General features: G+C 43.4%; 23 protein-coding genes. 11 read left to right on the top strand and 12 right to left on the bottom strand.

The annotated features are described in order from the left end of the window. Positions 1-181: 181 nt before the first annotated feature. The 3 genes from AC1IR0_RS07995 to AC1IR0_RS08005 are packed head-to-tail and all read right to left on the bottom strand — an operon-like array spanning position 182 to position 2357. A complete protein-coding gene (locus AC1IR0_RS07995; protein WP_004279861.1) occupies positions 182-1351 on the bottom strand; it encodes a ribosomal protein uL16 3-hydroxylase in 1170 nt (389 codons plus the stop codon). Between the two features lie 29 nt (positions 1352-1380). After that, on the bottom strand, positions 1381-1974 hold the full coding sequence (locus tag AC1IR0_RS08000; protein WP_004279859.1) for a Maf family protein: 594 nt from the start codon (positions 1972-1974) through the stop codon (positions 1381-1383). Then, a complete protein-coding gene (locus AC1IR0_RS08005; protein ID WP_004279857.1) occupies positions 1974-2357 on the bottom strand; it encodes a DUF2237 family protein in 384 nt (127 codons plus the stop codon). The genes AC1IR0_RS08000 and AC1IR0_RS08005 overlap by 1 nt, the downstream gene beginning before the upstream one ends. A gap of 139 nt (positions 2358-2496) precedes the next feature. Here AC1IR0_RS08005 and AC1IR0_RS08010 point away from each other — a divergent pair, with 139 nt between their 5' ends. The 4 genes from AC1IR0_RS08010 (at position 2497) to AC1IR0_RS08025 (ending at position 6215) form a co-directional block, all read left to right on the top strand. After that, complete coding sequence (locus tag AC1IR0_RS08010) at positions 2497-3684, top strand: phosphoglycerate kinase (RefSeq protein ID WP_409653108.1); 1188 nt, start codon at positions 2497-2499, stop codon at positions 3682-3684. A gap of 155 nt (positions 3685-3839) precedes the next feature. Next, positions 3840-4118: a hypothetical protein gene (locus tag AC1IR0_RS08015; RefSeq protein WP_085064666.1), complete on the top strand. Its 279-nt coding sequence runs from the start codon at positions 3840-3842 to the stop codon at positions 4116-4118. Between the two features lie 119 nt (positions 4119-4237). Further along, positions 4238-5275, top strand: a complete 1038-nt coding sequence (gene fba, locus AC1IR0_RS08020) for a class II fructose-bisphosphate aldolase (RefSeq protein ID WP_004279853.1) — start codon at positions 4238-4240, stop codon at positions 5273-5275. Between the two features lie 85 nt (positions 5276-5360). Beyond that, on the top strand, positions 5361-6215 hold the full coding sequence (locus AC1IR0_RS08025; RefSeq protein WP_409653111.1) for an EamA family transporter: 855 nt from the start codon (positions 5361-5363) through the stop codon (positions 6213-6215). Here AC1IR0_RS08025 and AC1IR0_RS08030 read toward each other — a convergent pair. Both AC1IR0_RS08030 and nfsB read right to left on the bottom strand, forming a co-directional pair. Next, positions 6178-6405: a hypothetical protein gene (locus AC1IR0_RS08030; protein WP_004646744.1), complete on the bottom strand. Its 228-nt coding sequence runs from the start codon at positions 6403-6405 to the stop codon at positions 6178-6180. The two genes, AC1IR0_RS08025 and AC1IR0_RS08030, sit on opposite strands and share 38 nt — an antisense overlap. A gap of 106 nt (positions 6406-6511) precedes the next feature. Further along, a complete protein-coding gene (gene nfsB, locus AC1IR0_RS08035; RefSeq protein WP_044110102.1) occupies positions 6512-7165 on the bottom strand; it encodes an oxygen-insensitive NAD(P)H nitroreductase in 654 nt (217 codons plus the stop codon). Between the two features lie 243 nt (positions 7166-7408). Here nfsB and hpaI point away from each other — a divergent pair, with 243 nt between their 5' ends. Both hpaI and AC1IR0_RS08045 read left to right on the top strand, forming a co-directional pair. Further along, on the top strand, positions 7409-8203 hold the full coding sequence (gene hpaI / locus AC1IR0_RS08040; protein ID WP_004279848.1) for a 4-hydroxy-2-oxoheptanedioate aldolase: 795 nt from the start codon (positions 7409-7411) through the stop codon (positions 8201-8203). Positions 8204-8884: 681 nt separating this feature from the next. Beyond that, positions 8885-9103 carry a hypothetical protein gene (locus tag AC1IR0_RS08045; protein ID WP_004279847.1) on the top strand — a complete coding sequence of 73 codons (219 nt, stop codon included), beginning with the start codon at positions 8885-8887 and terminating at the stop codon, positions 9101-9103. A 28-nt stretch (positions 9104-9131) separates the two neighbouring features. On the opposite strand, the gene AC1IR0_RS08050 is transcribed toward AC1IR0_RS08045, so the two are convergent. Together AC1IR0_RS08050 and AC1IR0_RS08055 are read right to left on the bottom strand one after the other, a co-directional pair. Beyond that, entirely contained in the window at positions 9132-9851 is a 720-nt protein-coding gene (locus AC1IR0_RS08050; protein ID WP_004646748.1) for a UDP-2,3-diacylglucosamine diphosphatase, read from the bottom strand. A gap of 111 nt (positions 9852-9962) precedes the next feature. Continuing rightward, positions 9963-10472 carry a peptidylprolyl isomerase gene (locus AC1IR0_RS08055; protein WP_004279844.1) on the bottom strand — a complete coding sequence of 170 codons (510 nt, stop codon included), beginning with the start codon at positions 10470-10472 and terminating at the stop codon, positions 9963-9965. A gap of 423 nt (positions 10473-10895) precedes the next feature. Here AC1IR0_RS08055 and AC1IR0_RS08060 point away from each other — a divergent pair, with 423 nt between their 5' ends. Continuing rightward, positions 10896-12623 (top strand): glutamine--tRNA ligase/YqeY domain fusion protein, encoded by a 1728-nt coding sequence (locus AC1IR0_RS08060; protein WP_247143566.1) that lies wholly within the window; start codon positions 10896-10898, stop codon positions 12621-12623. A gap of 69 nt (positions 12624-12692) precedes the next feature. Then, positions 12693-13604, top strand: a complete 912-nt coding sequence (locus AC1IR0_RS08065; protein ID WP_409653116.1) for a bestrophin family protein — start codon at positions 12693-12695, stop codon at positions 13602-13604. A 79-nt stretch (positions 13605-13683) separates the two neighbouring features. Here the strand turns inward: AC1IR0_RS08065 and AC1IR0_RS08070 are convergent, their stop codons facing one another. From AC1IR0_RS08070 to putA, 4 genes are all read right to left on the bottom strand, one after another. Continuing rightward, positions 13684-14244 carry a lecithin retinol acyltransferase family protein gene (locus tag AC1IR0_RS08070; protein WP_004279839.1) on the bottom strand — a complete coding sequence of 187 codons (561 nt, stop codon included), beginning with the start codon at positions 14242-14244 and terminating at the stop codon, positions 13684-13686. 387 nt (positions 14245-14631) lie between these two features. Next, positions 14632-14856, bottom strand: coding sequence for a hypothetical protein (locus tag AC1IR0_RS08075; protein WP_034436106.1), 225 nt, complete (start codon positions 14854-14856; stop codon positions 14632-14634). Positions 14857-15099: 243 nt separating this feature from the next. Further along, positions 15100-16182, bottom strand: a complete 1083-nt coding sequence (gene trmA / locus AC1IR0_RS08080) for a tRNA (uridine(54)-C5)-methyltransferase TrmA (RefSeq protein ID WP_219309525.1) — start codon at positions 16180-16182, stop codon at positions 15100-15102. A 184-nt stretch (positions 16183-16366) separates the two neighbouring features. Continuing rightward, positions 16367-20122, bottom strand: coding sequence for a trifunctional transcriptional regulator/proline dehydrogenase/L-glutamate gamma-semialdehyde dehydrogenase (gene putA, locus AC1IR0_RS08085; RefSeq protein ID WP_479741265.1), 3756 nt, complete (start codon positions 20120-20122; stop codon positions 16367-16369). A 118-nt stretch (positions 20123-20240) separates the two neighbouring features. On the opposite strand from putA, the gene AC1IR0_RS08090 reads away from it, so the two are divergent. After that, positions 20241-20735, top strand: a complete 495-nt coding sequence (locus AC1IR0_RS08090; protein ID WP_479741266.1) for an Lrp/AsnC ligand binding domain-containing protein — start codon at positions 20241-20243, stop codon at positions 20733-20735. A gap of 79 nt (positions 20736-20814) precedes the next feature. Here AC1IR0_RS08090 and putP read toward each other — a convergent pair whose 3' ends face one another. Next, positions 20815-22323, bottom strand: a complete 1509-nt coding sequence (gene putP, locus AC1IR0_RS08095) for a sodium/proline symporter PutP (RefSeq protein ID WP_313564303.1) — start codon at positions 22321-22323, stop codon at positions 20815-20817. A 421-nt stretch (positions 22324-22744) separates the two neighbouring features. Here putP and AC1IR0_RS08100 point away from each other — a divergent pair, with 421 nt between their 5' ends. Both AC1IR0_RS08100 and AC1IR0_RS08105 read left to right on the top strand, forming a co-directional pair. Beyond that, positions 22745-24187 (top strand): aspartate ammonia-lyase, encoded by a 1443-nt coding sequence (locus tag AC1IR0_RS08100; RefSeq protein WP_479741324.1) that lies wholly within the window; start codon positions 22745-22747, stop codon positions 24185-24187. 135 nt (positions 24188-24322) lie between these two features. Continuing rightward, positions 24323-24682: a hypothetical protein gene (locus AC1IR0_RS08105; protein WP_409653123.1), complete on the top strand. Its 360-nt coding sequence runs from the start codon at positions 24323-24325 to the stop codon at positions 24680-24682. The last annotated feature ends 49 nt before the right edge of the window (positions 24683-24731 follow it).

Raw genomic sequence — 24731 nt, forward strand, 5'->3', positions numbered from 1 at the left:
CAGATATCATCGGTAAGAAGAGTACGTGCCATTGAAAATATAGAAATAAAAATAACTCAAAGGAGGATTTTAAGTATTTAAAACCAATTCTTCAAATGAGGACACGCCCTAGACTCTAAAAATAAAAAAGAGGATCATGTGATCCTCTTAAAATTATTGCCTAAATAGAACCGTGGAAAGATTACTCGTCTTCTGGCGGTGGAACCAGCATCAACACGGCTTCATTTAATAATGCAGCAACATCTTCCAGAATTTCTTCATCAGCGAAGTCTTCACCGAATAACAGCGCTTCACCATCTGCAAGCTGTTTGAGTTTTGCGGTAAATGTCTCAGAGATGCACACACCCTCACCATTTGCCCAGAACAGAACGTCGCCGTCCGTTTCAGTATAAAGCAGGCGTGACGCAGGTTCGAGCATCAGGCTATAGCCCTGATCGAGTGCTTCTTCCAGATCACCTGTACCGATTTCTTCTGCTTCAGGCAGGTTTTCAGGATATTTAGGTTCGGACATCAAGCTCATGATGGCATCTTCGAGAACATTGGAATTATGCAGTTGCTGCATGATGTGTTCTTTCAGATATTCCAGCTCATTGCTGCTCACTTCACCGATAGCACCGACTTGATCACGGATGATATCCAGCAATGGGTTACGCAGCGTTTCATTTTCAGAGAATTTATCCCCGACACGATCCATCATGTCACTGATATTTGGCATGCGGAAACCGAATGAATAAGTCAGGCAGTCATCTTCAGCCACGCCGTAATGAGCCAGACCAGGCGGCACATAGAGCAAGTCGCCAGGTGCCAGCACTTCATCAAAGTTCACTTCTATTTCAGGCAATAATTTAAGCGGTTGACCCGGAACAAATGGAGTTTCGGTATCACACATTTGCCCAAGCTGCCAGCGACGATGGCCATAGCCTTGTACCAGAAACACATCATAGAAATCGAAATGCTTGCCGACTGAACCGCCTTGCGGTGCATAAGACACCATGATGTCATCGCGACGCCATTGTGGAATAAACGGGAATTTTTTCCAAAGTGCCGACAGGTCAAATGAATAGTGATCTACGGCCTGAACCAAAAGCGTCCAGAGCTTGGGCATTTTCTGGAAATCTGCTTTGAGCAAAGGTGAAGATTTCACGCTCCATTGATTCGGATCACGATCTTTCTGCTTGATGAGACGGGCAGTGACATGTTCTTCAAGCGCAAGTTCCATCACATCATTGGGTTCAAGCAAACTGGCGATTTCAGGCATTGCATTACGCACCAGTAAAGGTTTCTTTTGCCAGTATTCGCTAAGGAATTGTTCAGCGGTAATACCGCCTAGTACGTCTAAAGGTTGAGACATAGAGTAAAGCCTGAATTTAAAGGGAGAGATTAAGGAACCAAAATTTTTAATTCACGAAGAATATGACAGAGCTTGATCATTGGCATGCCCATCAGCGTGGTCTGATCTTGTCCGATCATTTCTTCAAACAAGCTGATACCGAGGCTTTCACATTTGAAACTGCCTGCACAATGCAAAGGTTGTTCAATTTCGACATAACGCTCAATTTCGACCTGAGACAGTTTGCGGAACTTGACTTTATAGTGTTCAACCAGACTTTGTTCAAAACCGGTCGATAGCTGCTGCACACTGAGCGCAGTACTAAAATAGACAATCTTGTCCGAGTTGGCTTGTAGCTGGCGAATGGCCTTTTCAGTCGTTAACGGTTTACCAATAAAAATATCCGGCGCACCTTCACGCCATGCCACCTGATCTGAGCCGATCACAATCGCTTCTGGATTTTGTTCAGCAATATATCTGGCTTTCTCAAAAGCCAGTCGTTGTGCCAGATCATCTGCGTGATTTTCCCCGCGAGGAGATTCATCAATATCCGGTACCATGGAAATATAATTAATATGCAGACGATCCATCAGCGCTTTGCGGGTTTGACTGGACGATGCCAAGATAATCTGTGCAGAATTCATTAGACAGCATATTCCTCAAGAATATTTAACGGTACATACGCTAGAACAGCTTTGTGACAGGCTTGTAGCTTGATCGGTGGAGCTTGACCCGCTTCATAGGCTTCGACCCAGCGCGTTACGCAGATACACCAGAAATCGCCAGGTTGCAGGCCCGGGAAATCCAGTTCGGGCAAAGGCGTAATCAGGTCATTACCGACTTTTTGAGAAAAATTCAGAAATTCTGAGGTCATTTGCGCGCAAACCGTATGCTGGCCCAGATCGGTGGTCGCAGTATGGCAAAAGCCATTGCGGAAATATCCGGTAATCGGATCGAAGCAACAGCTGGACAAAGGCTCACCTAACACGTTCAAACGGTTAAGATTTGGATCAGGATGTATCGACATAGGGACTGAATCTAAAAGAGGCTTTTTTCTATCATAACAAAACTTTGGCATTCATAATGTTTTCTGCAAAAGATGCTAACCTTTTTCTGCATAATCATTTAAAATCGCCTGGTTTTAATATCTATAAAGTGAGCTCTACATGAACTTTCAGCGTATGACTGACCTCGATTTAGCAGGTAAACGTGTTCTGATCCGTGAAGATTTAAACGTTCCTGTTAAAAATGGTGTGATCACCAGCGATGCGCGTCTTCGTGCAGCATTGCCAACGATTAAAGCAGCACTAGAAAAAGGCGCTGCAGTCATGGTGTATTCTCATCTGGGTCGTCCGGTTGAAGGTGAGCCTAAAGCTGAACAGTCACTTGCCCCTGTAGCGGCTTACTTGACTGAAGCGTTGGGTCAGGAAGTGAAACTGTTCACTGACTATTTAAATGGTGTTGAAGTTCAGCCAGGCCAGGTGGTTCTACTTGAAAACTGCCGTTTTAACGTCGGTGAAAAGAAAAACAATCCAGAGCTTGCAGCAAAATATGCAGCACTTTGTGATGTATTCGTGATGGATGCCTTTGGTACAGCGCACCGTGCAGAAGCGTCTACTGAAGGTGTAGCACGTTTAGCAAAAGTTGCAGCAGCAGGTCCTTTATTGGCAGCTGAACTGGATGCACTTGGTCGTGCACTGAAAACTCCAGAAAAACCAATGGTGGCGATTGTTGCAGGTTCTAAAGTTTCAACCAAACTTGACGTTTTGACCTCACTTTCTGATATCTGTGATCAATTGATCGTTGGTGGCGGTATTGCCAACACTTTCCTTGCTGCGGCAGGCTATAACGTGGGCAAATCACTGTGTGAAAAGGATCTGATCGATACAGCAAAAGCCATTGCTGCAAAAGTATCAGTTCCACTTCCAACTGACGTAGTCGTTACAGATGCCTCTGAAATTAACTTTGAAGATTTCTTGGGTTCATTGGCTTCAGCAAAAGCGACGGTGAAAAATGTTGCAGATGTTGCTGACAACGACATGATCCTGGATGTAGGTCCAGAAACTGCGAAAGCATTTGCAGAAATCCTGAAAACCTCTAAAACCATTCTTTGGAATGGCCCGGTCGGCGTATTTGAAGTAGATCAATTCGGTGAAGGGACTAAAACTTTATCTTTAGCAATTGCTGAATCGGAAGGTTTCTCGATTGCAGGCGGTGGGGACACACTTGCTGCGATTGATAAATATGAAGTGGCTGACAAAATTGGTTATATCTCGACGGGTGGCGGTGCATTCCTTGAATTCGTTGAAGGTAAAACCCTTCCTGCAGTTGCGGTATTGTTAGAACGTGCTTAATGGCATGTCCTAAGCTAAAAAGCTGGCCAAGCGCCAGCTTTTTTTTATGTCATTTTTTTGACAGTGAAAACTTACCCTTCATGGCTTCGTCATTAAAATGCAATAAATCTGTCATAAGATGCAGTCATTAAATCACCAAATGACGAGAATACGTGATGAAAAAACAGTTAACTACGGCAGTATTATTAGCAGCATCTCTGGCACTGACTGCGTGTGCAAAACAGGAAAGTGCACCAGAAGCTGAAGCAGAAAGCTCGGCAGCAGTGGCGGATCAGACTGTAACTCCAGAACAGCAAGCCGCCATTGACGCCATTGATCAGCCAATTTTAGATGAAAAAAATACCGATATTCCAGCTGAAGTTGCCAATGCGCCAGCCGATGAAGCGACTGCAGACGAGTCAGTTACTGCGACTTCAGAGCCTGTAGCACCTTAATCTGGCTGATGTGACACAAAATCCCTGCAAATGCAGGGATTTTTTTTAAATAGTGTTATTTGTTGCTGAATTGAAACCTTTGAACATGTAGAATATGGGGCATTCACTGGGAGGATATTATGGCTCTTATTTCATTGCGCCAGCTCTTGGATCACGCCGGCGAACATGCTTACGGCGTACCAGCATTTAACGTAAACAACTTAGAACAAATGCGTGCAATTATGCTTGCAGCAGATGCAACCAATTCACCTGTTATCGTACAAGCATCTGCGGGTGCGCGTAAATATGCAGGCGCTCCGTTCTTGCGTCACCTAATTTTGGCTGCAATTGAAGAATGGCCACATATTCCAGTGGTAATGCATCAAGACCACGGTACGAGCCCTGACATTTGTCAACGTTCAATCCAGTTAGGCTTTTCATCAGTGATGATGGACGGTTCACTCGGTGAAGACGGTAAAACACCAACTTCATATGAATATAACGTTGATGTGACTCGCCGTACAGTTCAAATGGCACATGCGTGTGGCGTATCTGTTGAAGGTGAAATCGGTTGTTTAGGTAGCCTTGAAACAGGTATGGCGGGTGAAGAAGATGGCGTAGGCGCAGAAGGCGTACTGGATCATTCTCAACTCCTGACTTCAGTTGAAGAAGCGCGTAGCTTCGTTGCTGATACCAATGTTGATGCACTTGCAATTGCAGTAGGTACTTCACACGGTGCGTACAAGTTCACGCGTCCACCTACAGGTGATATTCTTGCGATTGACCGCATTAAAGAAATTCACGCAGCACTTCCAAATACGCATCTTGTCATGCACGGTTCAAGCTCTGTGCCACAAGAATGGTTGGCAGTGATTAACCAGTATGGCGGCGACATCAAGGAAACTTACGGTGTTCCGGTTGAACAGCTGGTTGAAGCGATCAAACACGGCGTGCGCAAGATTAACATCGATACTGACTTGCGTTTAGCATCTACCGGTGCAATGCGTCGTATGATGGCAGAAAAACCAAGCGAATTCGATCCACGTAAATTCTTCAGCGCAACTGTAGATGCAATGAAGCAAATCTGTATCGATCGTTACGAAGCTTTTGGTACTGCAGGCAATGCAGACAAGATTCGCCCAATCTCTTTAGAGAAAATGGTGTCACACTATAAATAATTCCCAGTGAATCATTTATAAAAAAAGCCCACTGCACATGTGGGCTTTTTTGTAGACCTATAAAGACCAAGAATAAGAGCAGCATATGGAACTGATTTTCGCAGCAGCGCTATGTAGCGTTGCGGTCTCAATATTATTAAAAGTCGCCAGAAATAAGGGGTTGAGTCCAATACACATGATTAGCTGGAACTATATGACAGCCAGTCTCTTGTGTTTTTTCTGGTTCAAGCCTGATATTCAGCATATGTCAATGTCTCAGACGCCTTGGTTGCTTATTCTGGCTCTGGGTATTTTGCTTCCGAGCGTATTTCTGTTTTTGGCCAAGGCTTTGCAAACGGCTGGAATTTTAAAAACCGAAATTGCCCAGCGACTTTCTGTAGTTTTGTCACTGGCTGCAGCCTATTTCATTTTTCAGGAACAGTTTAATCAGCTGAAAATACTTGGGATCGCTTTAGGTATTGGAGCAGTGCTGTGCATCCTGTTTTCACATCGACAAAGTACAGGACAGGGCAGTCAGGGAATGTTGTATCTGGGCTTGGTCTGGGTCGGTTATGCACTGATTGATGTATTGTTGAAATATACAACCAGTCTGGGCCTGCAATTCGCGGTGGCGCTGAATCTAATGTTTGTTTGTGCCCTGATCATTTCGATGGGCTATCTGTTAATCAAATATAAAAGCTTGGGCTCGATGCAGAATATCGGCGCTGGTCTGTTATTGGGTGTCCTGAATTTTGCCAATATTGCTTTCTATGTCAAAGCCCATATGCTGCTTAAGGATTCACCTGCGATCGTCTTTGCTGGCATGAATATTCTGGTGGTGGTATTTGGTGTGATAGCAGGTCTGGTATTCTTTAAAGAACGGCTCAAACCTGCAAGTACTCTAGGATTACTGCTAGGCTTGACTAGTGTGATTTGCCTAGCTTATGCAATGTCTGCTTGACATAAGAGGATGCAAATTCAATCGGATGTCGGAGCAGGTCACCTGCTTCGGCCAGTCCAAGCAATAAACCGGACTGTTGGCAGTCTGGACAGTGCGGATAACGATGCTGTTGCTCTTTATAGTGCTGGAGATAAATTTTATCGCAATGATGGCATTCAAATTTCAGGGATTTGGATGTAAGGAGCGACATAGATGACCTCTATTGTTATTCTATTAGATGTAAATTAAATAAAGCAAAAAATAGGCCCGAATTGACATGGAAAGGGGCGCTTGACCCCTTTTATAGCATAAATTCCTTACAGTTTGGTGAAAATATCTTCAGCGGCAAGACGTGATTTAGGGAGTTTGGCATTGAAATCATTTTCACTGCGATAGCCTAAAGTCAGCAATACAGAAGGGATCAAACCCTGTTCTGCAAGTTGTAATTCTTCACTAATCATCTCTTCGTCAAAGCCGCCAATTGGTGTGGCATCAACCCCTTCAATTCCGGCAGCCAAGAGCATTTGACCGAGTGCAATGAAGGTCTGGTTTTCAGCCCAACGCTGAATATCACCTTTTTCATTACGATAATAATGAATATAACCTGCACGGGTATTTTTCTGACCTTCTTTGGCTGATTCATCTTTAAAACGGCCACTGAGATCATCGCGGTTCAATAAGTTTTCTAGATGCAACTCATTAATATCGGCTTTGGTGCAGAATAAAATGGTATGGGATGAATCCAGAACTTTGGGTGCATTGTAGGCATAAGTACCAACCAACGCTTTGGCAATGCGCTGTTTGGCTGCATCATGATCGGCAATAAAAAAATGCCAAGGCTGAATATTGATTGAAGAGGGTGTCAGACGCAAAATTTCTAACAAGCGTTCAAACTGTTCTGCTGGGATTTTCTTGCTAGGATCATAGGCTTTAGTGGTATAGCGGGTCTGTGTGATCTTGAGTAAATCCATCAATGGACTCCAATCTTTTTAAATAAACAGCGAGTAGAAGTTTTAAATATATACATTTTTCACATCCCCTGATTATTACAATAAAAAAGCATCAGGCAAAGCCTGTTTTGAGATGATCTTGAGCTGGATTCAAGCAAAACTTAGAGTTAAATCAGATTAAAATCCAGTTTTTGTCTATTGGCACTTTTAAGCGAGAAGCGTTTAATAAGAGGCATCGCCAGCAACATGCAAATAGGTTAGCGGATGCAAGTGACCAATTACTTTAAACACAAACTGAAAACCCAGCAGCAAATCGGCTTATGGATTGGATTGGCAGATGCCTATGGAACCGAGATTGCGGCAAATGCAGGTTATGACTGGCTGCTGATTGATGGTGAGCATGCACCCAGTGATTTGAGAACGACTTTGTCGCAACTGCAAAGTATTGCTGCTTATCCCTCGCAAGCAGTGGTACGACCACCCATTGGTAGCGTACAACTGATCAAGCAACTCCTTGATATCGGTGCACAAACGCTGTTGATTCCGATGGTAGAAACCGTGGAACAGGCCGAACTCATGGTCAGGGCAGTCCGTTATCCGCCTGAAGGAATTCGTGGCGTTGGTGCTGCACTGGCACGTGCCACCCGCTGGAACAGCATTCCAAATTATTATCAGACGGCACATGAAGAAATCTGTTTATTAATCCAGATTGAATCGGTCACAGGACTGGAAAATCTGGATGCTATTCTTCAGATCGACGGGATTGATGGCGTGTTTATTGGCGCCGTTGATCTATCTGCCACTATGGGTTATCAAGGTGATCCGAATCATCCTGAAGTACAAAAAGCTGTAATTGATGCAATCCAGCGGATTCGTTCTGCAGGCAAAGCTGCAGGAATTCTGTCAACCCAGCATGAAGTGACGCAAAAATATATCGAACTTGGCACTGAGTTTGTAGCAGTGGGCGTAGATACCAGTGTTTTGATGAATTCCTTGCGTGATCTATTGGGGAAATATAAAAAGGATATCAATGTGATTAATCCGACTAGCGGTTATTAATCAACAAGAGATTCTGAATGAATAGCTTGCTTAGATTTTTAGTTTATTTTTAACCGGAAATTCTTTAGATGAGCTATTCATTCAGCCATAAGAAAATCATAATGAACCTTCAAGATGCAGAACAATTTTTACAAGAACAGCAGAACATCTTAGAGAACCAACGTCAGCAAAAAACTAGACGAGTGCAACAAGCCTTTTTTATGATTCACGTACTGTTTGTAGCCTTAAATGCTATTCTCTTGATCCTAAATTATCAAAAGACGGGAGAGTGGAACTTGCTGTACCTCGGGCTGAGTTTCATGTCTCTAATATTGATTTTAAGGTATTTAAAGACAGGTTTTGTTTATCAACGGAAATGAAATAACGTTAAAATGAATTTTAGATCATAAAAATCAAAAGCCTAATAATTAACAAAGCATGAAAAAAGTTCTTAAAAATCCCATTCTATTGTCATTACAATGTAATTTTGCTTTTGCTGGATAAATAGCTTACACTGGTTGCACTTCAAGCAAGTACTGTTCTTGCTTCTATTATTATTTTAAGCTGATTGTGATGTACTTTTTAGTTCAAGTATTTGAACTCAAATAAGATCTACTAACCATAGAACTATTATGTAAACTAGGTTGTTATTAATCTCTCTCCATATAGTCACAAAAAGCTCATATCGTGTGAGTAAATATTTTGATCAAAATCAATGAATGGCATATTGCCACTGCCGCTGATGGCAATGAAATTAACGTGAAACTGGTTCCATTAAAGCGCAAGCAAAATACAATGGACGGTTTTATCTGGGTTGAGGTCGGTAAAATGATTCAATTGCCAACGGGTGAGGAATTTCAGTTCAATCTCGATGGTAAAAGTTTCTATACTGGGGTAAACCAGCTTTATCGTCTGTGTTAAGCAGATCAATATCGTAAAAAGTGGCTGATTAATATCGCCACTTTTTTAGTTTCAAGGTATCAAAACTTTGATCTTCCTGAATTTCCAGAATCTCTGCACTGTCTTCTTTCCAGTCGCCTAGTACAATTCTTCTTTTCTGGGCTAACTGATGAATGGCTGCGCGATGCGTATGACCATGGATTAGTACATCTACATCCTGTAATGCCAGCTCAACTGCATGTGGGTTGACGTCCATCACTTCATAGCTTTTAAACTGTTGTGCCTGATGGCTTTGTTGACGAAAGCGGTTGGCTAGTCTGGTTCGAAATGAGAGAGGGGTTTTTCTTAAGAAGCCAAGTAGCCAGGGATGACGAATAATCTTTTTAAAACGCTGATAGGAGACGTCATCGGTACATAGGGCATCGCCATGTTCCAGGCGAAAATGTGTTCCGGCAATGATTAGCTGATCGATTTCGGGAAGAAGCTGCCCGCCAAATCGAGCTAAAAATTTACTTCCTAAGACAAAATCCCGGTTGCCGGCCTGAAAATAGACTTGATTCCCAGCCTGAGTAAACTGTTTTAATGCAGTGACAATTTCGTCCAGCCATGGAGAGGTATAGTCATCACCAATCCAGGCATTGAACCAGTCACCCAGAATATACAATTGGGTATTTTGATTTTGATATTCAGTTAATAAATCTAAAAACCCCCGAACAAGTCGAGGGTGATCAGGTGACAAATGTAAATCTGAGATAAACAGATAGGTCACGAATCTTTTCCTTTTATTCCTCTCTAGATCCCTCATTCATATGAGGGATTTTCCATTACACTGTTTTAAAGTGTTGCTTTAAAACTCATAAAAGAACGGAGAGGACGTTTTTTATTCAGAAATGATTTTTGCAGATTCGATTACTACGTTTTCTAGAGGAACGTCAGCGTGGTAGCCACGGTTGCCAGTACGTACGTTTTTGATTTCGTTCACAACGTCCATACCTTCAACGACTTTACCAAATACGGCATAACCCCAACCTTGAGCAGTTTTGCCAGAGTGGTTAAGGAATGAGTTGTTTTTCACGTTAATGAAGAACTGAGCAGAAGCAGAGTGCGGTGCCTGAGTACGCGCCATTGCAATCGTACCTTCGTCATTGGTCAAGCCGTTGTCTGCTTCGTTTTCGATTGCATCACGTGTTGCTTTTTCTTTGAAGTTTTCATCCATGCCGCCGCCTTGGATCATGAAACCATCAATAACACGGTGGAAAATTACGCCGTCATAAAAACCGTCACGTACGTATTCTAAAAAGTTAGCTACGGTTTTAGGTGCTTTTTCAGCATTGAGTTCTAGAACAATACGACCTTTATTGGTGTTTAATTCGACTTGAGGAAAACTCATTGTGTAATCTCCTGATCATGGACGAGTGCCATGGTTTTTTCTGAATGAGTGAAGCATAAGCAAACTACATTCGACAAGGCAAGTAAAAACATTATTTTCTTTGTTAAAAGCATAAAAATAATACCTTATTTATACGTTGATTTATCAAGGCATTTCAAATGCTGCCAGACAGGGCGTTATATTTCGGACAGGCACGAATTGAATCATTTTCCAGTTTCTTAAAGCGTTGATATTTTAGTTTTGGGCAGCTTGCTGTATTTTCACTTTTTAAAATGAGTGAATTGAAATCAAATACCGTAGTTAGCGGTTGAGAGATTAATCACCTATAGTTAAACTAAGGAACTTTGATAATGAATATACGTACAACTTGTGCGATGAAATATTTGTTAATCCCTTTTTAACTTTAGAAGTGAATGATTGATCATGAAGCCAAATGATGTTGTGACATCTCTGCCCGAGAACCCGACCCAAAAGAACAATGCAGTCGATTCAGTGCAGCAGCAAGAACAACAACCAGGCTTGGACTTTGTACGTCAGGTCATTACCGATGATTTAGCCGCTGGTCGTACTCAACAGGTGGTGACGCGTTTTCCGCCTGAGCCGAATGGCTATTTACATATTGGCCATGTGAAAGCAATTTGCTTGAACTTCGGAATTGCTGAAGAATTTAAAGGTGTTTGTAACCTGCGTTTTGACGATACCAACCCGGATGCCGAAGAGCAGGAATATGTGGATGGTATTGCCAATGATGTGAAATGGCTGGGTTTCCAGTGGGAAGGTGAGCCGCGTTATGCATCAAGCTATTTTGATCAACTTTATACCTGGGCAGTTCAGCTGATTGAGCAGGGTGATGCCTATGTGGATTTGCAAAGTCCAGAAGAGATCCGTTTAAACCGCGGTAATTTCGTTGAGCCAGGTAAGAACTCGCCACAACGTGATGCAAAGGTTGCAGAAAACCTGGAACGTTTTGAGAAAATGCGCAGCGGTGAATATGCAGAAGGTCAGGCCGTTTTACGTGCCAAGATCGATATGACGTCACCGAACGTGCATATGCGTGATCCGATCCTGTATCGTATCCTGCATTCTGAACACCATCAGACTGGCGATAAATGGAAAATTTATCCAATGTATGACTATGCGCATCCACTTTCTGATGCGATTGAAGGCATTACGCATTCACTGTGTACTTTGGAATTCCAGGATCACCGTCCGTTCTATGACTGGGTGGTGGCAAAAGTTAAATCACCATCCGTGCCACGTCAGTATGAATCGAGCCGTTTGAATGTGGACTATACCATCACCTCAAAACGCAAATTGCGTAAGCTGGTTGAAGGTGGTCATGTAAATGGTTGGGATGATCCACGTATGCCAACTGTAGTGGGTATGCGTCGTCGTGGTTTCACACCTGAAGGTCTACGTGATTTCTGTCAACGTGTCGGTGTGTCGAAGGTTGATGGCAGTATCGTCGATGTAGCCATGCTGGAATACTGTATTCGCCAGTCTCTGGAAAATACCGCAGCTCGTGGTATGGCGGTGTTAAATCCATTAAAAGTGACTTTAACCAACTTGCCAGCCGATATGGACCTGACCCATTCACGTCATCCGAATGTCGATATGGGCGAGCGCGTTATTCCATTGACGACTGAGCTGTATATTGACCGTAAAGACTTTGAAGAAGAGCCACCAAAAGGCTTTAAACGTTTGATTCCAGGTGGTGAAGTCCGTTTACGTCATGCCTATGTGATCAAATGCGACGAAGTCATTAAAGATGAAAATGGCGAAGTGGTTGAGCTGAAATGTTCGATTGATCCTGAAACTTTGGGTAAAAATCCTGAAGGTCGTAAGGTCAAAGGTGTGATTCACTGGGTATCTGCGACAAAAGGCGTTCCTGCAGAAGTGCGTATTTACGACCGTCTGTTTACGGAGTCTGATCCAGAAGTGGGTGATGACTTCTTGGCAAACCTGAACCCTGAATCATTGAAGGTGGTTCAGGCCGTGATTGAGCCTGCATTAGCGCAAGCTCAGCCGGAGGATCGTTTCCAGTTTGAGCGTGAAGGTTATTTCGTGGCAGATCAATATGATCATTCCAGCGAAAAACCGGTATTTAACCGTATTCTGGATCTTAAGGACAGCTTTAAACCAGGCAAATAAGCTGGTTTAAGTCAGAATGTAAAAAGCCCAACTCTGGTTGGGCTTTTTCAATACAGCAGGGAAAATTGCATGATTGTGCGTGATAAGAATAATAGTTTGGGGTTACTGTTTGCCTGGCAGGGAACGATTCTGCCCAAGGTGCTGCCCGCATTAATCTTGGTGGTTTTTATTTCCGCTTTGCTGGTGTATTTGAGTCAGGCGCATTTCGTGAGCCTTCCTGCTGTCCCGGCAATTGGCTTTACCATCTTTGGTGTCATTCTCTCGATTTTTTTAAGTTTTAGAAATACAGCCTGCTATGATCGCTGGTGGGAAGGTCGTAAGCTTTGGGGTGCGTTGATTGCAACCACGCGTCATTTATGCCGCGACAGCCATGTGCTAGATAATCAAACCCGTAAAATGTTGCTGTATCGCATGATGCTGTTTACCCATTTGTTACGTGACCGGTTGAGACAGCAAACGCCCAGTATTCAGGATTATCAGGCGACTACCGGTTTTGAACCTAAATCATTTGAGCAATTGCCCATGCAAATCAATCCATCACAATGGGTGCTGGAACAGATGCAAAAAGAGCTGGTACAGCAATATAAACAGGGTAAGATCAGCGATATTATTTATAACAACCTGAATCAGCATACTGTGGCCTTGGGAGATATTCAGGCTGGTTGTGACCGAATTTTGTCAACGCCATTACCATTTTCTTATTCGGTATTATTACATCGTGCGGTTTATTCTTTTTGCTTTATCCTGCCTTTCAGTTTGCAGGCAAATTTAGGCCTGTGGACGCCGATCCTGGTCGGATTAATTGCTTATATGCTACTCGGGCTGGACGAGCTCAGTGCGGAGCTGGAAGAACCCTTTGGTCTACAAGACAATGATCTGCCGCTAGATTCAATTGTACGACTGGTCGAGCGGGAAACCCTAAGCTCTTTAGGCAAAGCACTACCTGAAGCGATTCAAGCCAAAAAAGGCTATTTAACCTAATTCCTTATCGACATCATCAAAATGTAAACACGGCCTCAACCTTTCCTGCTCATCATTTATCGGTAGACTAGGCTTTGAATTAACGATGTTTAAAATTAGTCAGGTCTGACACTTTAGTTTTAGCCTGATCTTGCAATTCACGGTATTGTTGCAAACGCAGATTGGCTTTATCTCTGAGCTTCTTCTTGATGTACAGCGCCAATGCGAAACTGGTGGTGGTCAGGGTCAGGAACATGCTGTTCATAAAACTCATCATCGAGCTGATATAACCAATCGTGGTCAGACGATTCATCATATAAATCACTTGCGGGCTGCTTTCTACGCCGGTAATGGCCCAGGTACACAAATGTTCGCAATTATTAATAATCAGATGATAGTTATTTTCATGCATTCTGGACCGCATGCGGCGCACCACTTTACGACCTTTATATTTTGCCGAGTCATAATGCTGCATATGAATCGGTTTGCCATGACTGAATTTTTCAATCGAGGTGATTTCAATGGGGCGTTTCTTGAATAAATGCGCAAAGCCGGAATAATGAATGACACGACCACGTCCGGCGTAAATCCCATGATGGGTATAACCGAAATGTTTAACCATAAGGTGTGCGCCTATGGGAAACCGTTTAGTCTGTTGCATATCAGAATTAAGCCATTTAAAAAGCATTGTCGTTTAATAGGAAGTGTACTGTGTTTTGCTAAATTAATCGATGCCTTGCCTGAGTTTCAGATCAGAATTGAAGAGTTATTAAGCCAAATTTAAAGGGATTTAAAGAAAGCAGAATTTAGAACATATTCTTCTGATAAAGGTTTTAAATAGCCTAAGCAAGCCTTAACATTTCTTCAAATCAAAGGGGATCAATGAGTTGTTTAGAGTTTTCCTGCCTGATCTCTGAAGTTTTAAAGTTGGAGTTAATAAACTATGCTGAAATAGAGAAGACCAAACCCTTCAACTATAAACTTTCAAGCATAAAAAAAGCACCTGACTACGCAAGTGCTTTCTTTATACGGCTGTAACCTTGGCCGATTACTGCAATGGCAAGTGCTGAAGTTCATTCAGTTCTTTACGGCTATAGCCGCGAGATACCAGAACCTTTTTAATTCCGATGATAATTTCTTCATCAGTGGCTTTAGAAAGTGCTTCAAGAAGCTGTTCATTCGTCTTGCAAGAGCAATCATTTTCAACACAAGCAATTTGATTCTTGTGTTCATTGTGTTGTTCATTAGAAAACAACTTTTGCCAAAAACTCATAGAGCCTTCATACAACAACCTAACATAGAGTGAAATATAGCCAATTAAATAAATAAAGCAATAGGACCTATGTGATAAAAGCAGCAGTTAGTCTTGAAAATTTCCGATGGAAGCCCGAAGGTCTAACGATATTTCTTGCTGTACAAGTCAATATTTATTATTAAATATATGATTTTTAATATAAAAAATGGAGCTTCAAAAAGCTCCATTTTTGTAACAATATAATAAATTGAAACAAATTCTTTATACTTTTTCCAACAAGACACCCGTCTCAACATGGTGCGTATACGGGAACTGGTCAAACATGGCGAACTTGCTGATTTTATGCGTTTGAGACAACTGTTTCAGATTGTCATATAAGGTATCTGGATTGCAAGAAATGTAAATAATACGCTGGAAACGCTGTAACAGTTTCAGCGTTTCATCATCAATACCGGCACGTGGTGGATCGACAAATACTGTATCGAAATCATAAGTCGAAATATCAATTTGTGCTTCCTGCAAACGACGGAAAACACGTTCGCCATTATAAGCTTGAGTGAATTCTTCTGCAGACAGACGCGCAACCTGAATATTTTCAATCTGGTTCTGCTCAATATTCCACTCAGCTGCATAAACTGAAGATTTGGCTAATTCAGTGGCTAAAACACGGCGGAATTTGGTCGAAAGCGGTAGAGTGAAGTTGCCATTACCACAGTAGAGTTCCAGCAAATCTTTATCTGATTGCTCTGCTGCATCACATGCCCATTCCAGCATTTTTTGACAAACTTGTGCATTGGGCTGGGTGAAGCTGCTTTCGATCTGCTTATATTTATAGCGACGATCAAAAACAGACAGTTCTTCCACCACATATTCATCAGTCAGGACGAATTTCTGACCACGGCTACGGCCAATCAGTTTGATATTCAGCTTTTCCGCCAGTACTTTTGCGGCAGGTTCCCAGCTTTCATCTAGCTTGCGGTGATAAATCAGAGATACCAGAACTTGACCACTTAAAGTTGCCAGAAAATGGACTTCAAACAGGCGATGACCCAGATTGGCATCTGCCTTGAATGCTTCAAGTAATTGTGGCATCAAGTCATTAATGCTGCGGTCTGCAATTGGAAATTCATCAATACGAATGACTTTTTTATTGTTGTTTTCGTCACGTTCGAACATGGCATAAAACAGATCATCTTCAGTATGCCAGATCCGGAATTCAGCACGCATGCGGAAATATTTTTCAGGAGACTGGAATACTTCTAAAGCAGGTGGTTGATATTCGGCAAACTGAGCGCTGATGCGTTCAATTTTGGCTTCAAGTTGTTGCTGATAAGATGAAGTCATATGCAGTAAGAAATCGCAAATATTTTAAAGCGCAAATGGTAGCAAAAAATTGCCGATCTGCCTAAGCCTATTGTAGTCGAGCCGCTTTAAAAGCTGCATAAAAAAGACCAAACCTTCTGAGGAGAGAGGTTTGGCCATCAAGAGGAAAGATTTAAGCTAAAAATGCTGAGATGATTGGACTGATTTAGAGATTATCCATCGTCATCAAGCTGGCATTACCGCCTGCCGCCGCCGTATTGATACTGATCGCGCGTTCAATCACAAATCGCTCGACCGGAATATCATAGTTGCCCGAACTTAAATGGGTGATACCAATAATTGCACCTTTTCGGCCTGCAATGCGTTTCTGCAAATCAATCAGTTCAACAGTGTCACCATGATGCAGGACGGCATCAAATACACCTGTTTCAATATCCCGGACTACTTTAAATTGCTTGCTGACCGTGGCTGGCATGGTTGGTAAATATTTCAGAATAAAAGTATTGTTTGCCAGTACCGCAGGACGACTGCCAACCGATAAAATCGCCAGAATTTGCTGAATCTGGTCTTGATCCCTATGTGCTAACGAGAGAACGCTTTCACGCGGCAAGATTAGGTATTGATTTTCCTCGCCAGTTGGGCCTTGCAGGCTAAAGCTTTGACCAGTCGCAATTTGCATAGGCGCTTTTAAAGATAAAGTTGGGAAAGTTTTAGCTACCCAGGCTTTAAACTCCTGAACAAGTTTATGTTCAACAAGTGCTGGCTCAGCTTGAGCTGCATAAGGCTGAGCCAGTTTTTTCTCGGATACTTGATGCATTAAACGATAGATATACAACGGGCCACCTGCTTTCGGGCCGGTGCCGGAAAGACCTTCACCACCAAAAGGCTGGACGCCCACGACCGCACCAACGATATTGCGGTTAATATACAGGTTGCCGACTTCGGCCTGTGCAATCACGGTTTGCATGGTTTCATCAATACGCGTATGCAAGCCCATGGTCAGGCCATAGCCTTTACTGTTGATCTGCTCTAATAACTGTTCCAGTTCACCATATTTATAACTAATTAGATGCAGCACCGGACCAAATACTTCACGTTCTAGATCGTCCAGATTTGGCAGTTCAATCAGGGTCGGCGCAATGAATGTTCCTGGAGTTAATTCAGTCTGGTCTTGATTAAACATCAACTGATGAACTTTATGACCTTTGCTGCGCATCTGCTCAATATGCTGTTGGATATTTTGCTGGGCTTCTGCATCAATCACTGGACCAATATCGGTTTTCAGCAAGACCGGATTACCAACGCGCAACTGTTGCATGGCACCTTTGAGCATGTTGCGAACAGCCTCCAGATTATCCTCTTGCACACAAAGGACACGCAGGGCAGAACAGCGCTGACCGGCACTGTCATAGGCAGAGCTCACAACATCCAACACCACCTGTTCAGTCAATGCAGATGAATCCACAATCATGGCATTTTGACCACCAGTTTCAGCAATCAGGGTGACGCTTTCTCCAAACTGGTTTATTCGTTCTGCCACGGTTTTTTGTAGAATTTGGGCGACCTCGGTGGAACCGGTAAACATGATGCCCTGAATACGTGGATCTGCACTGAGCTGTGCACCAATGGTTTCACCACGGCCCGGCAATAGCTGTAACACATCCTGCGGAATGCCGGCTTCCCATAAAATCTGTACGGCTTGTGCTGCAATGAGCGGTGTTTGTTCAGCCGGTTTGGCAATCACGGTATTGCCAGCGACCAGCGCTGCTGAAATCTGACCGGTAAAAATCGCCAGCGGGAAGTTCCATGGACTGATACATAGTACAGTACCTAAAGGCTGGATCTGTACATTGTCACTGAGATCCAAAACTTGAGCTGCATAGTAACGCAAGAAATCTACCGCCTCACGTACTTCGGCAATCGCATTGGCATAGGTTTTACCTGCTTCGCGAGAAAGAAGAACCATGAGCGGAAGCAAACGCTGTTCCATCAGTTCTGCGGCTTTATTCAGGCAGGCAGCACGCTCATTTTTTGGCAGATTGGCCCAGAAACTTTGTGCATTAACTGCTTGAGTGAGTGCAATTTCGGCCTGTTCAGAAGTTGCTTCATAGACTGTGCCGACCACATCCTGATGGTGTGCTGGATTGATCACTGGAACTGCATGGGGCGTATCCACGCTGCTAAATGCCGTTCCCATAGCCGCTGACTGAAATTGCGTATTTGCCAGACTGGATGCGACTTCATTTAAAATACTGAGTTCAGCATCATTGGCCAAATCGAGTCCTGAAGAGTTCAATCGTGCATCGGTATAAAGATCTTGCGGATAGGGAATCTGGGGATGCTTGGCACCCATCACGCCTTCTTGTTTTGATGCCTTTAAAATGGTTTGCTGTGGATTTTCAATCAAATCTTCAATTTTCAAGGTTTTGTCAGCAATACGATTGACGAAGGAGGTATTGGAACCATTTTCCAGTAAGCGGCGCACCAGATAAGCCAGCAAGGTTTCATGATTGCCGACTGGCGCATAGATCCGGCATGGTACACCGAGTTTATTTTTCGATGGATCGCCCACGACATTTTCATACAGTGGTTCGCCCATGCCATGCAGACATTGGAACTCATATTGGCCGGCATAATACTGCTCAGGTTGCGCCAGTTGATAGATCGTCGCTACCGTTTGTGCATTGTGAGTGGCAAATTGTGGGTAGATATAATCCGGTTCAGCCAACAGCTTACGCGCACAAGCAATATAAGACAGATCTGTATACACCTTACGAGTAAATACCGGATAATCCGACATTCCATCAATTTGGGCTTTTTTGATTTCGCTATCCCAATATGCGCCTTTGACCAGACGAATCATCAGGCGTTTCTGGCTGCGCTTCGCCAGATCAATGATGTAATCCACGACATAGAAGCAGCGTTTCTGATAAGCCTGAATTACAAAGCCAATGCCTTTCCAGTCCTGTAATTGCGGTTCAAAACACAGGCGTTCTAACAGTTCCAATGAAATCTCAAGGCGATCGCTTTCTTCAGCATCGATATTTAAACCAATATTGTACTGCTTGGCCAAGACCGCGAGTTTCAGTACTTTTGCATAGAGCTCATCATGCACGCGATCCATTTGCGAGCGCTGATAACGTGGATGCAGCGCAGAGAGTTTGATAGAAATACCGGGACCATCATAAACATCCTTATCCTGTGATGCTTGACCAATGGCATGAATGGCTTGTTGATAATCCTGATAATAACGTTCAGCATCCGGATCGGTCAGCGCTGCTTCACCCAGCATGTCATAGGAATAACGGAAGCCTTTTTCTTCCAGCGGTTCGGCATTTTTCAGGGCTTCATCAATGGTTTCACCCGTAACAAACTGCTCGCCCATCATGCGCATGGCAACATCGACGGCCTTACGGATAATCCCGCGGCCACTGCGTGCCAAAAGACCGGTCAACAAGCTAGACAGACTTTTTTGCTGCGGGGTTTCCATCAGCTTGCCAGTCAGCATCAGTCCCCAGGCTGCCGCATTCACAAACATTAGCTGGCTCTGACCCAAATGTTCTTTCCAGTTGCCTTGATTGATTTTGTCTCGAATCAGCAGGTCACGTGTGGCTTTGTCCGGAATCCGCAGCAAGGCTTCTGCCAGACACATCAGGGCAATGCCTTCCTGAGAGGATAAAGAAAATTCCTGCAATAAGCCCTGTACAATACCGGCTTTCCCAGTGGAACTTTTGCGCTCACGCAAGGAGTGTGCGAGATCAAAGGCAAGCGCCTGAATCTTGTCACTCATCTCGGAAGAAATTTCACTATGGGCCAATAACTCTTCGACGCATTCAGTTTCAGCACGACGCCATGCCGTATTAATACGTTCTTCGAATTGGTTTTTATGTTTAAATTCAGCAATATAATTCGAGTGCTGGGCTGAATCTAAAATTGAATCTGGGCGGAGAGTGGTTGGCATAGTGACTTCCTGTACTGCGTCAATCAGTTCTTTGAGGTGAATGAGTTTTAATCTATAATCACAGAATATTTGACAAATATCTCACTATAGTTTTCGCTTTTTTTAGAGAATAATTCTAATGCCAAGTCCTTTTTTGAACCTTGACCGTATAGATATTCGTATACTGGGTTTATTGCAATCCGATGCCAAGCTATCCAATATCAAACTGGCTGAACTGGTCAATTTGTCGCCTACAGCAGCCTTGGCGCGTGTACAAAAGCTGACCCGGGAAGGTTTTATTGTGGGCTATGAAGCGCGCCTCAATCCAGTCATGTTGAATAATGGTTTTGTGGTCTTTGTTGAAATTTTATTGGATAAAACCACGCCGAATGTTTTAGATGAATTTTCCCATGCTGTGCGGCAGATTCCTGAAATTATCGAGTGTCATATGATCAGTGGCGGGTTTGATTTCGTGGTAAAAATCCGCTGTGCCAATATGGATGAGTTCCGGAAAATCTCTGGTCAGATCTTGTGGCAATTGCCCGGAATTAAAGAAACGCGCAGTTATCCGGTGATGGAAGTGATTAAAGAAAGTCAGCAGATCCATCTGAAAATGCCGGGAAAAGCCAAGTAATTTTCAAGAACTTCATTTGTGAATCTAAGAAACATAAAAGGGACGATTAAGTCCCTTTTATGTGCAAGAAAAAAGGTGATTATTTTTTCATTTCTGCCATTTCTTTTTGATACTCGGCTTTAGCCATTTCAAAACGATGTACTACATCTTCACTAGGTGCTTTATCCAGCAGGCTGACGATGATAATGCAGAGGGTGGCCAGAATAAAGCCTGGAATGATCTCATAAAGTCCGGTATCACCCATGTAATTTTTCCAGACAATTACAGTCACGGCACCAACCACCATACCCACAATTGCGCCATTGAGGGTCATTCGTTTCCAGAATAGCGACAAGATAATCAGCGGGCCGAATGCGGCCCCAAAGCCGGCCCAGGCATAAGCCACCAGACCCAAAACTTTACTGTTCGGATTAATCGCCAGTGAAATCGCAACTAACGCGATCACTAAGACCATGCCGCGACCTACCCAGATCAGCTCTTTTTGTGAAGCATTTTTACGCAGGAAACTCTTGTATAAATCTTCGGTCAGGGTGGTTGAGCAGACCAAAAGCTGACAGCTCAAGGTACTCATAATTGCCGCCAAGATAGCAGCCAGAATGATTCCGGCAATCCACGGATTAAACAGAATTTTGGTCAATTCCATAAATACCGTTTCAGGGTTTTGATTCACCACTGAAGCCAGTGTCGGATTGACACTGAAGTAGGCAATACCAATATAACCGGCAGCCACTGCACCGCCTAGGCATAGAATCATCCAGGTCATGCCAATACGGCGTGCAGCAGGAATGGTTTTGACCGAATCTGCCGCCATAAAACGCACCAGTATGTGTGGCTGGCCAAAATAACCCAAGCCCCAGGCCAGACTGGAAATAATCGCGACGGTGCTTAAACCTTCAAGCATGCTGGAGGCATGTGGGCGAGCCGATTCAAGGATGACACTCACTTGCTGGCTGTTGTCGCCCAGAGCCAAGAAGGTAATGATCGGAGTCAGTAATAAGGCAAAAATCATCAAACCGGCCTGGAATGTATCTGTCCAGCTGATCGCCAAAAAGCCACCAATACAGACATAGAGAATCGTCGCCATCGCACCAATCACAAGCGCTGTGGTGTAATCCCAGCCAAACAGGCTTTCAAACAGTCGTGCACCTGCGACCATGCCTGAGGCACAATAAATCGCAAAAAACACCAGAATCACCAAGGCAGACAAGACCCGTAAAATACGTTTACGATCGGAAAAACGGCTGGTGAAATAATCCGGCAAGGTCAGGGCATTGTTCTGATATTCGGTATGGGCACGCAGTCGACCTGCCACCAGTAACCAGTTCAGCCATGCGCCGATAATCAAGCCGATCGCAATCCAGGCTTCTGACAGACCAGACAGGTAAATGGCTCCTGGAAGACCCATCAGTAGCCAGCCACTCATATCCGATGCGCCCGCCGAAAGTGCAGTAACGACACTGCCCAGACTCCGTCCACCTAGAATATATTCGTCAAAATTGGAGGTGGCACGATAAGCATATAAACCGATTGCAATCATGGCGATAATATAAAACATGAAGGTAATCAGGGTGGGGTTTAAATAAGTCATAGGCAGGTCATCCTGTAAATATGGAAATCATCGTCCAAGATGATTTTTTGTACTGAGATCGCAAGGAGGTGATTCAAGCATGGTTTAAAAATTACACTCTGTAACAATTACACAGCTTTTATGTATGCCTATTGTAAACAGAGTGGTAATTCACTGAAATTGAATCAGGAATAACTTGAGCGGATAAAAGGTGATACGACGTCGAATTCAGGGGAAAAGTGGAAATTTTGAATAAATAATTAAAATATTTGAATTTTAGCCAGTTACTTACACAATCTTACAAAACTCACAGCTTTAGCGTATTGGTAATAAATCGTAGCAAATCTAGGTTAAAGTCTTCCTATTAGGCCTGTATTTGTTTGCTCATATTAATGTCACACCAAATACGGTGCATCGCCAAGAGTATTTTTTAGTGGACAATATGCTTCAAATCGAACTGACCCGCATTGAACGTGATTTATTGGGGGAAAAACAAATCCCGTTGCATAGCTATTATGGGATTCATACCTTACGTGCCATCGAAAATTTTAAGATTTCCGGATTGGCGGTGGGGCAACAAACGCATTTTATTCGTGCTTTGGCTCAAGTGAAAAAAGCTTCGGCACAGGCCAATCTGTATTTCCAGAAACTGTCCGAGCAGACCAGTACTGCCATTCAGAAAGCTTGTGATGAATTGATTCAGCATCCGGAAGCGTGGCAAGCGGCATTTCCACTCGATCCTTATCAGGGCGGTGCCGGAACCTCCATCAATATGAATGCCAATGAGGTGATTGCCAATATTGCACTTGAAATGTCGGGCCATCAGAAAGGTGATTATCACATTCTGCATCCGAATGATCATGTGAATACTTCGCAATCGACCAATGATGTCTATCCAACGGCTTTGCGTCTGGCGACCTATAGCAGTCTGGATGAATTGTTGAGCGTGCTTAAAGCATTGATTGACTGTATCGATCATAAAGCTGCCGAATTTGAATATGTCATCAAAATGGGACGTACCCAGTTACAAGATGCCGTGCCGATGACCATGGAACAGGAGTTCCGGGCATTTGCCACCTTATTAAAAGAAGATCTGAAGCTGATTGGGCAGATGCGACAGTTATTGCTGGAAGTCAATTTAGGCGCCACCGCCATTGGGACTGGGGTCAATACACCGCCGGGCTATGCCAAGCGGGTGGTGGAAATCTTGGCGCATCTGACGGGTTTGCCTTTAAAAGGTGCGGCAGATTATGTCGAGGCGACCAGCGATTGTGGCGTCTTTATTATTTTGTCGAGCAGTTTAAAACGTCTGGCGGTAAAACTGTCCAAAATCTGTAATGATCTGCGCCTGCTCAGTTCGGGACCGCGTACAGGTCTGGCTGAAATTCGTTTACCCGAATTACAGGCAGGTTCTTCGATCATGCCGGCAAAAATCAATCCGGTAATTCCAGAAGTGGTCAATCAGATTGCCTTCCGGGTGATTGGTAATGATTTAACTATTACTATGGCTGCGGAAGCCGGGCAGCTACAATTGAATGTCATGGAACCTGTGATTGCCGTGGCGATGAATGAATCAATTCAGTTGTTGACCCAAGGTATGCAAACCCTAAATCAGAAATGTATTGCTGGTATTCAGGCCAATGAACAGATTTGTTTAAGTTCCGTCATGCGCAGTGTCGGGATTGTGACCTTGCTTGAACCGCTTCTGGGACATGCCAAGTGCGATGAAATCGGCAAACAATGTATGCGCGAAAATAAAACTGTGCCGCAAGTGGTGTTGGAGCTGGGCTTATTAAGTGCAACGCAATTAGAAGAAATCTTTGCGTTTGAAAATCTGGTGTCTGAAATTCCTTCAGCAGAGAATCAGCTCGAACAGGTTTCTTAACAGAACCGGAGCTGTTAAATCATCTGAAACAGCGAATCGCTGCTATTTTGATAATTTGCCTCAAGTTCAGGATGTGGATTTGAGGCATTTTCATCTAGACTAGAGCCTGAAATATATTTGGCTGGGTAAATAGCAATGTTTGATAAAATCAGTGCATTATTTAAAAGTAATAAACCGACTGCTGCACAGCTATATTTAGAAGAGCAGAATATTCAGTACGTAGAAGGTACAGGCTATATCGTCGATGATATTCAACTCAATCAGGAATTGGGTCCACGGTTGGAGTATTTGTCCAATCGCCGTTTAAAACAGTTTGATGATTTAAAAGCGTTATATGATACCGCAATGCTGATCAATGAAAAAATTGATCTGGAAATCGCCCATCAGCGTTTTAATGCGACTTTAGGCAATACCGAAGAGAATCTGCTGCAATTTAAAATGATCCTTAAGAAGTTAAATGATTATTATCGTAACTTTCTGCGCGATCAAAAATAAGCTGCAAAAGTGGCTTAAAATCGAAGTAGATGGATGTGGCAAGACTGCA

Source organism: Acinetobacter sp. 129952 (assembly GCF_056642055.1).

Coding starts and splice junctions, on each gene's coding strand:
- AC1IR0_RS07995 (WP_004279861.1), bottom strand. CDS start 1,351: ATGTCTCAACCTTTAGACGTACTAGGCGGTATTACCGCTGAACAATTC.
- AC1IR0_RS08000 (WP_004279859.1), bottom strand. CDS start 1,974: ATGAATTCTGCACAGATTATCTTGGCATCGTCCAGTCAAACCCGCAAA.
- AC1IR0_RS08005 (WP_004279857.1), bottom strand. CDS start 2,357: ATGTCGATACATCCTGATCCAAATCTTAACCGTTTGAACGTGTTAGGT.
- AC1IR0_RS08010 (WP_409653108.1), top strand. CDS start 2,497: ATGAACTTTCAGCGTATGACTGACCTCGATTTAGCAGGTAAACGTGTT.
- AC1IR0_RS08015 (WP_085064666.1), top strand. CDS start 3,840: ATGAAAAAACAGTTAACTACGGCAGTATTATTAGCAGCATCTCTGGCA.
- fba (WP_004279853.1), top strand. CDS start 4,238: ATGGCTCTTATTTCATTGCGCCAGCTCTTGGATCACGCCGGCGAACAT.
- AC1IR0_RS08025 (WP_409653111.1), top strand. CDS start 5,361: ATGGAACTGATTTTCGCAGCAGCGCTATGTAGCGTTGCGGTCTCAATA.
- AC1IR0_RS08030 (WP_004646744.1), bottom strand. CDS start 6,405: ATGTCGCTCCTTACATCCAAATCCCTGAAATTTGAATGCCATCATTGC.
- nfsB (WP_044110102.1), bottom strand. CDS start 7,165: ATGGATTTACTCAAGATCACACAGACCCGCTATACCACTAAAGCCTAT.
- hpaI (WP_004279848.1), top strand. CDS start 7,409: ATGCAAGTGACCAATTACTTTAAACACAAACTGAAAACCCAGCAGCAA.
- AC1IR0_RS08055 (WP_004279844.1), bottom strand. CDS start 10,472: ATGAGTTTTCCTCAAGTCGAATTAAACACCAATAAAGGTCGTATTGTT.
- AC1IR0_RS08060 (WP_247143566.1), top strand. CDS start 10,896: ATGAAGCCAAATGATGTTGTGACATCTCTGCCCGAGAACCCGACCCAA.
- AC1IR0_RS08065 (WP_409653116.1), top strand. CDS start 12,693: ATGATTGTGCGTGATAAGAATAATAGTTTGGGGTTACTGTTTGCCTGG.
- AC1IR0_RS08070 (WP_004279839.1), bottom strand. CDS start 14,244: ATGCAACAGACTAAACGGTTTCCCATAGGCGCACACCTTATGGTTAAA.
- AC1IR0_RS08075 (WP_034436106.1), bottom strand. CDS start 14,856: ATGAGTTTTTGGCAAAAGTTGTTTTCTAATGAACAACACAATGAACAC.
- trmA (WP_219309525.1), bottom strand. CDS start 16,182: ATGACTTCATCTTATCAGCAACAACTTGAAGCCAAAATTGAACGCATC.
- putA (WP_479741265.1), bottom strand. CDS start 20,122: ATGCCAACCACTCTCCGCCCAGATTCAATTTTAGATTCAGCCCAGCAC.
- AC1IR0_RS08090 (WP_479741266.1), top strand. CDS start 20,241: ATGCCAAGTCCTTTTTTGAACCTTGACCGTATAGATATTCGTATACTG.
- putP (WP_313564303.1), bottom strand. CDS start 22,323: ATGACTTATTTAAACCCCACCCTGATTACCTTCATGTTTTATATTATC.
- AC1IR0_RS08100 (WP_479741324.1), top strand. CDS start 22,745: ATGCTTCAAATCGAACTGACCCGCATTGAACGTGATTTATTGGGGGAA.
- AC1IR0_RS08105 (WP_409653123.1), top strand. CDS start 24,323: ATGTTTGATAAAATCAGTGCATTATTTAAAAGTAATAAACCGACTGCT.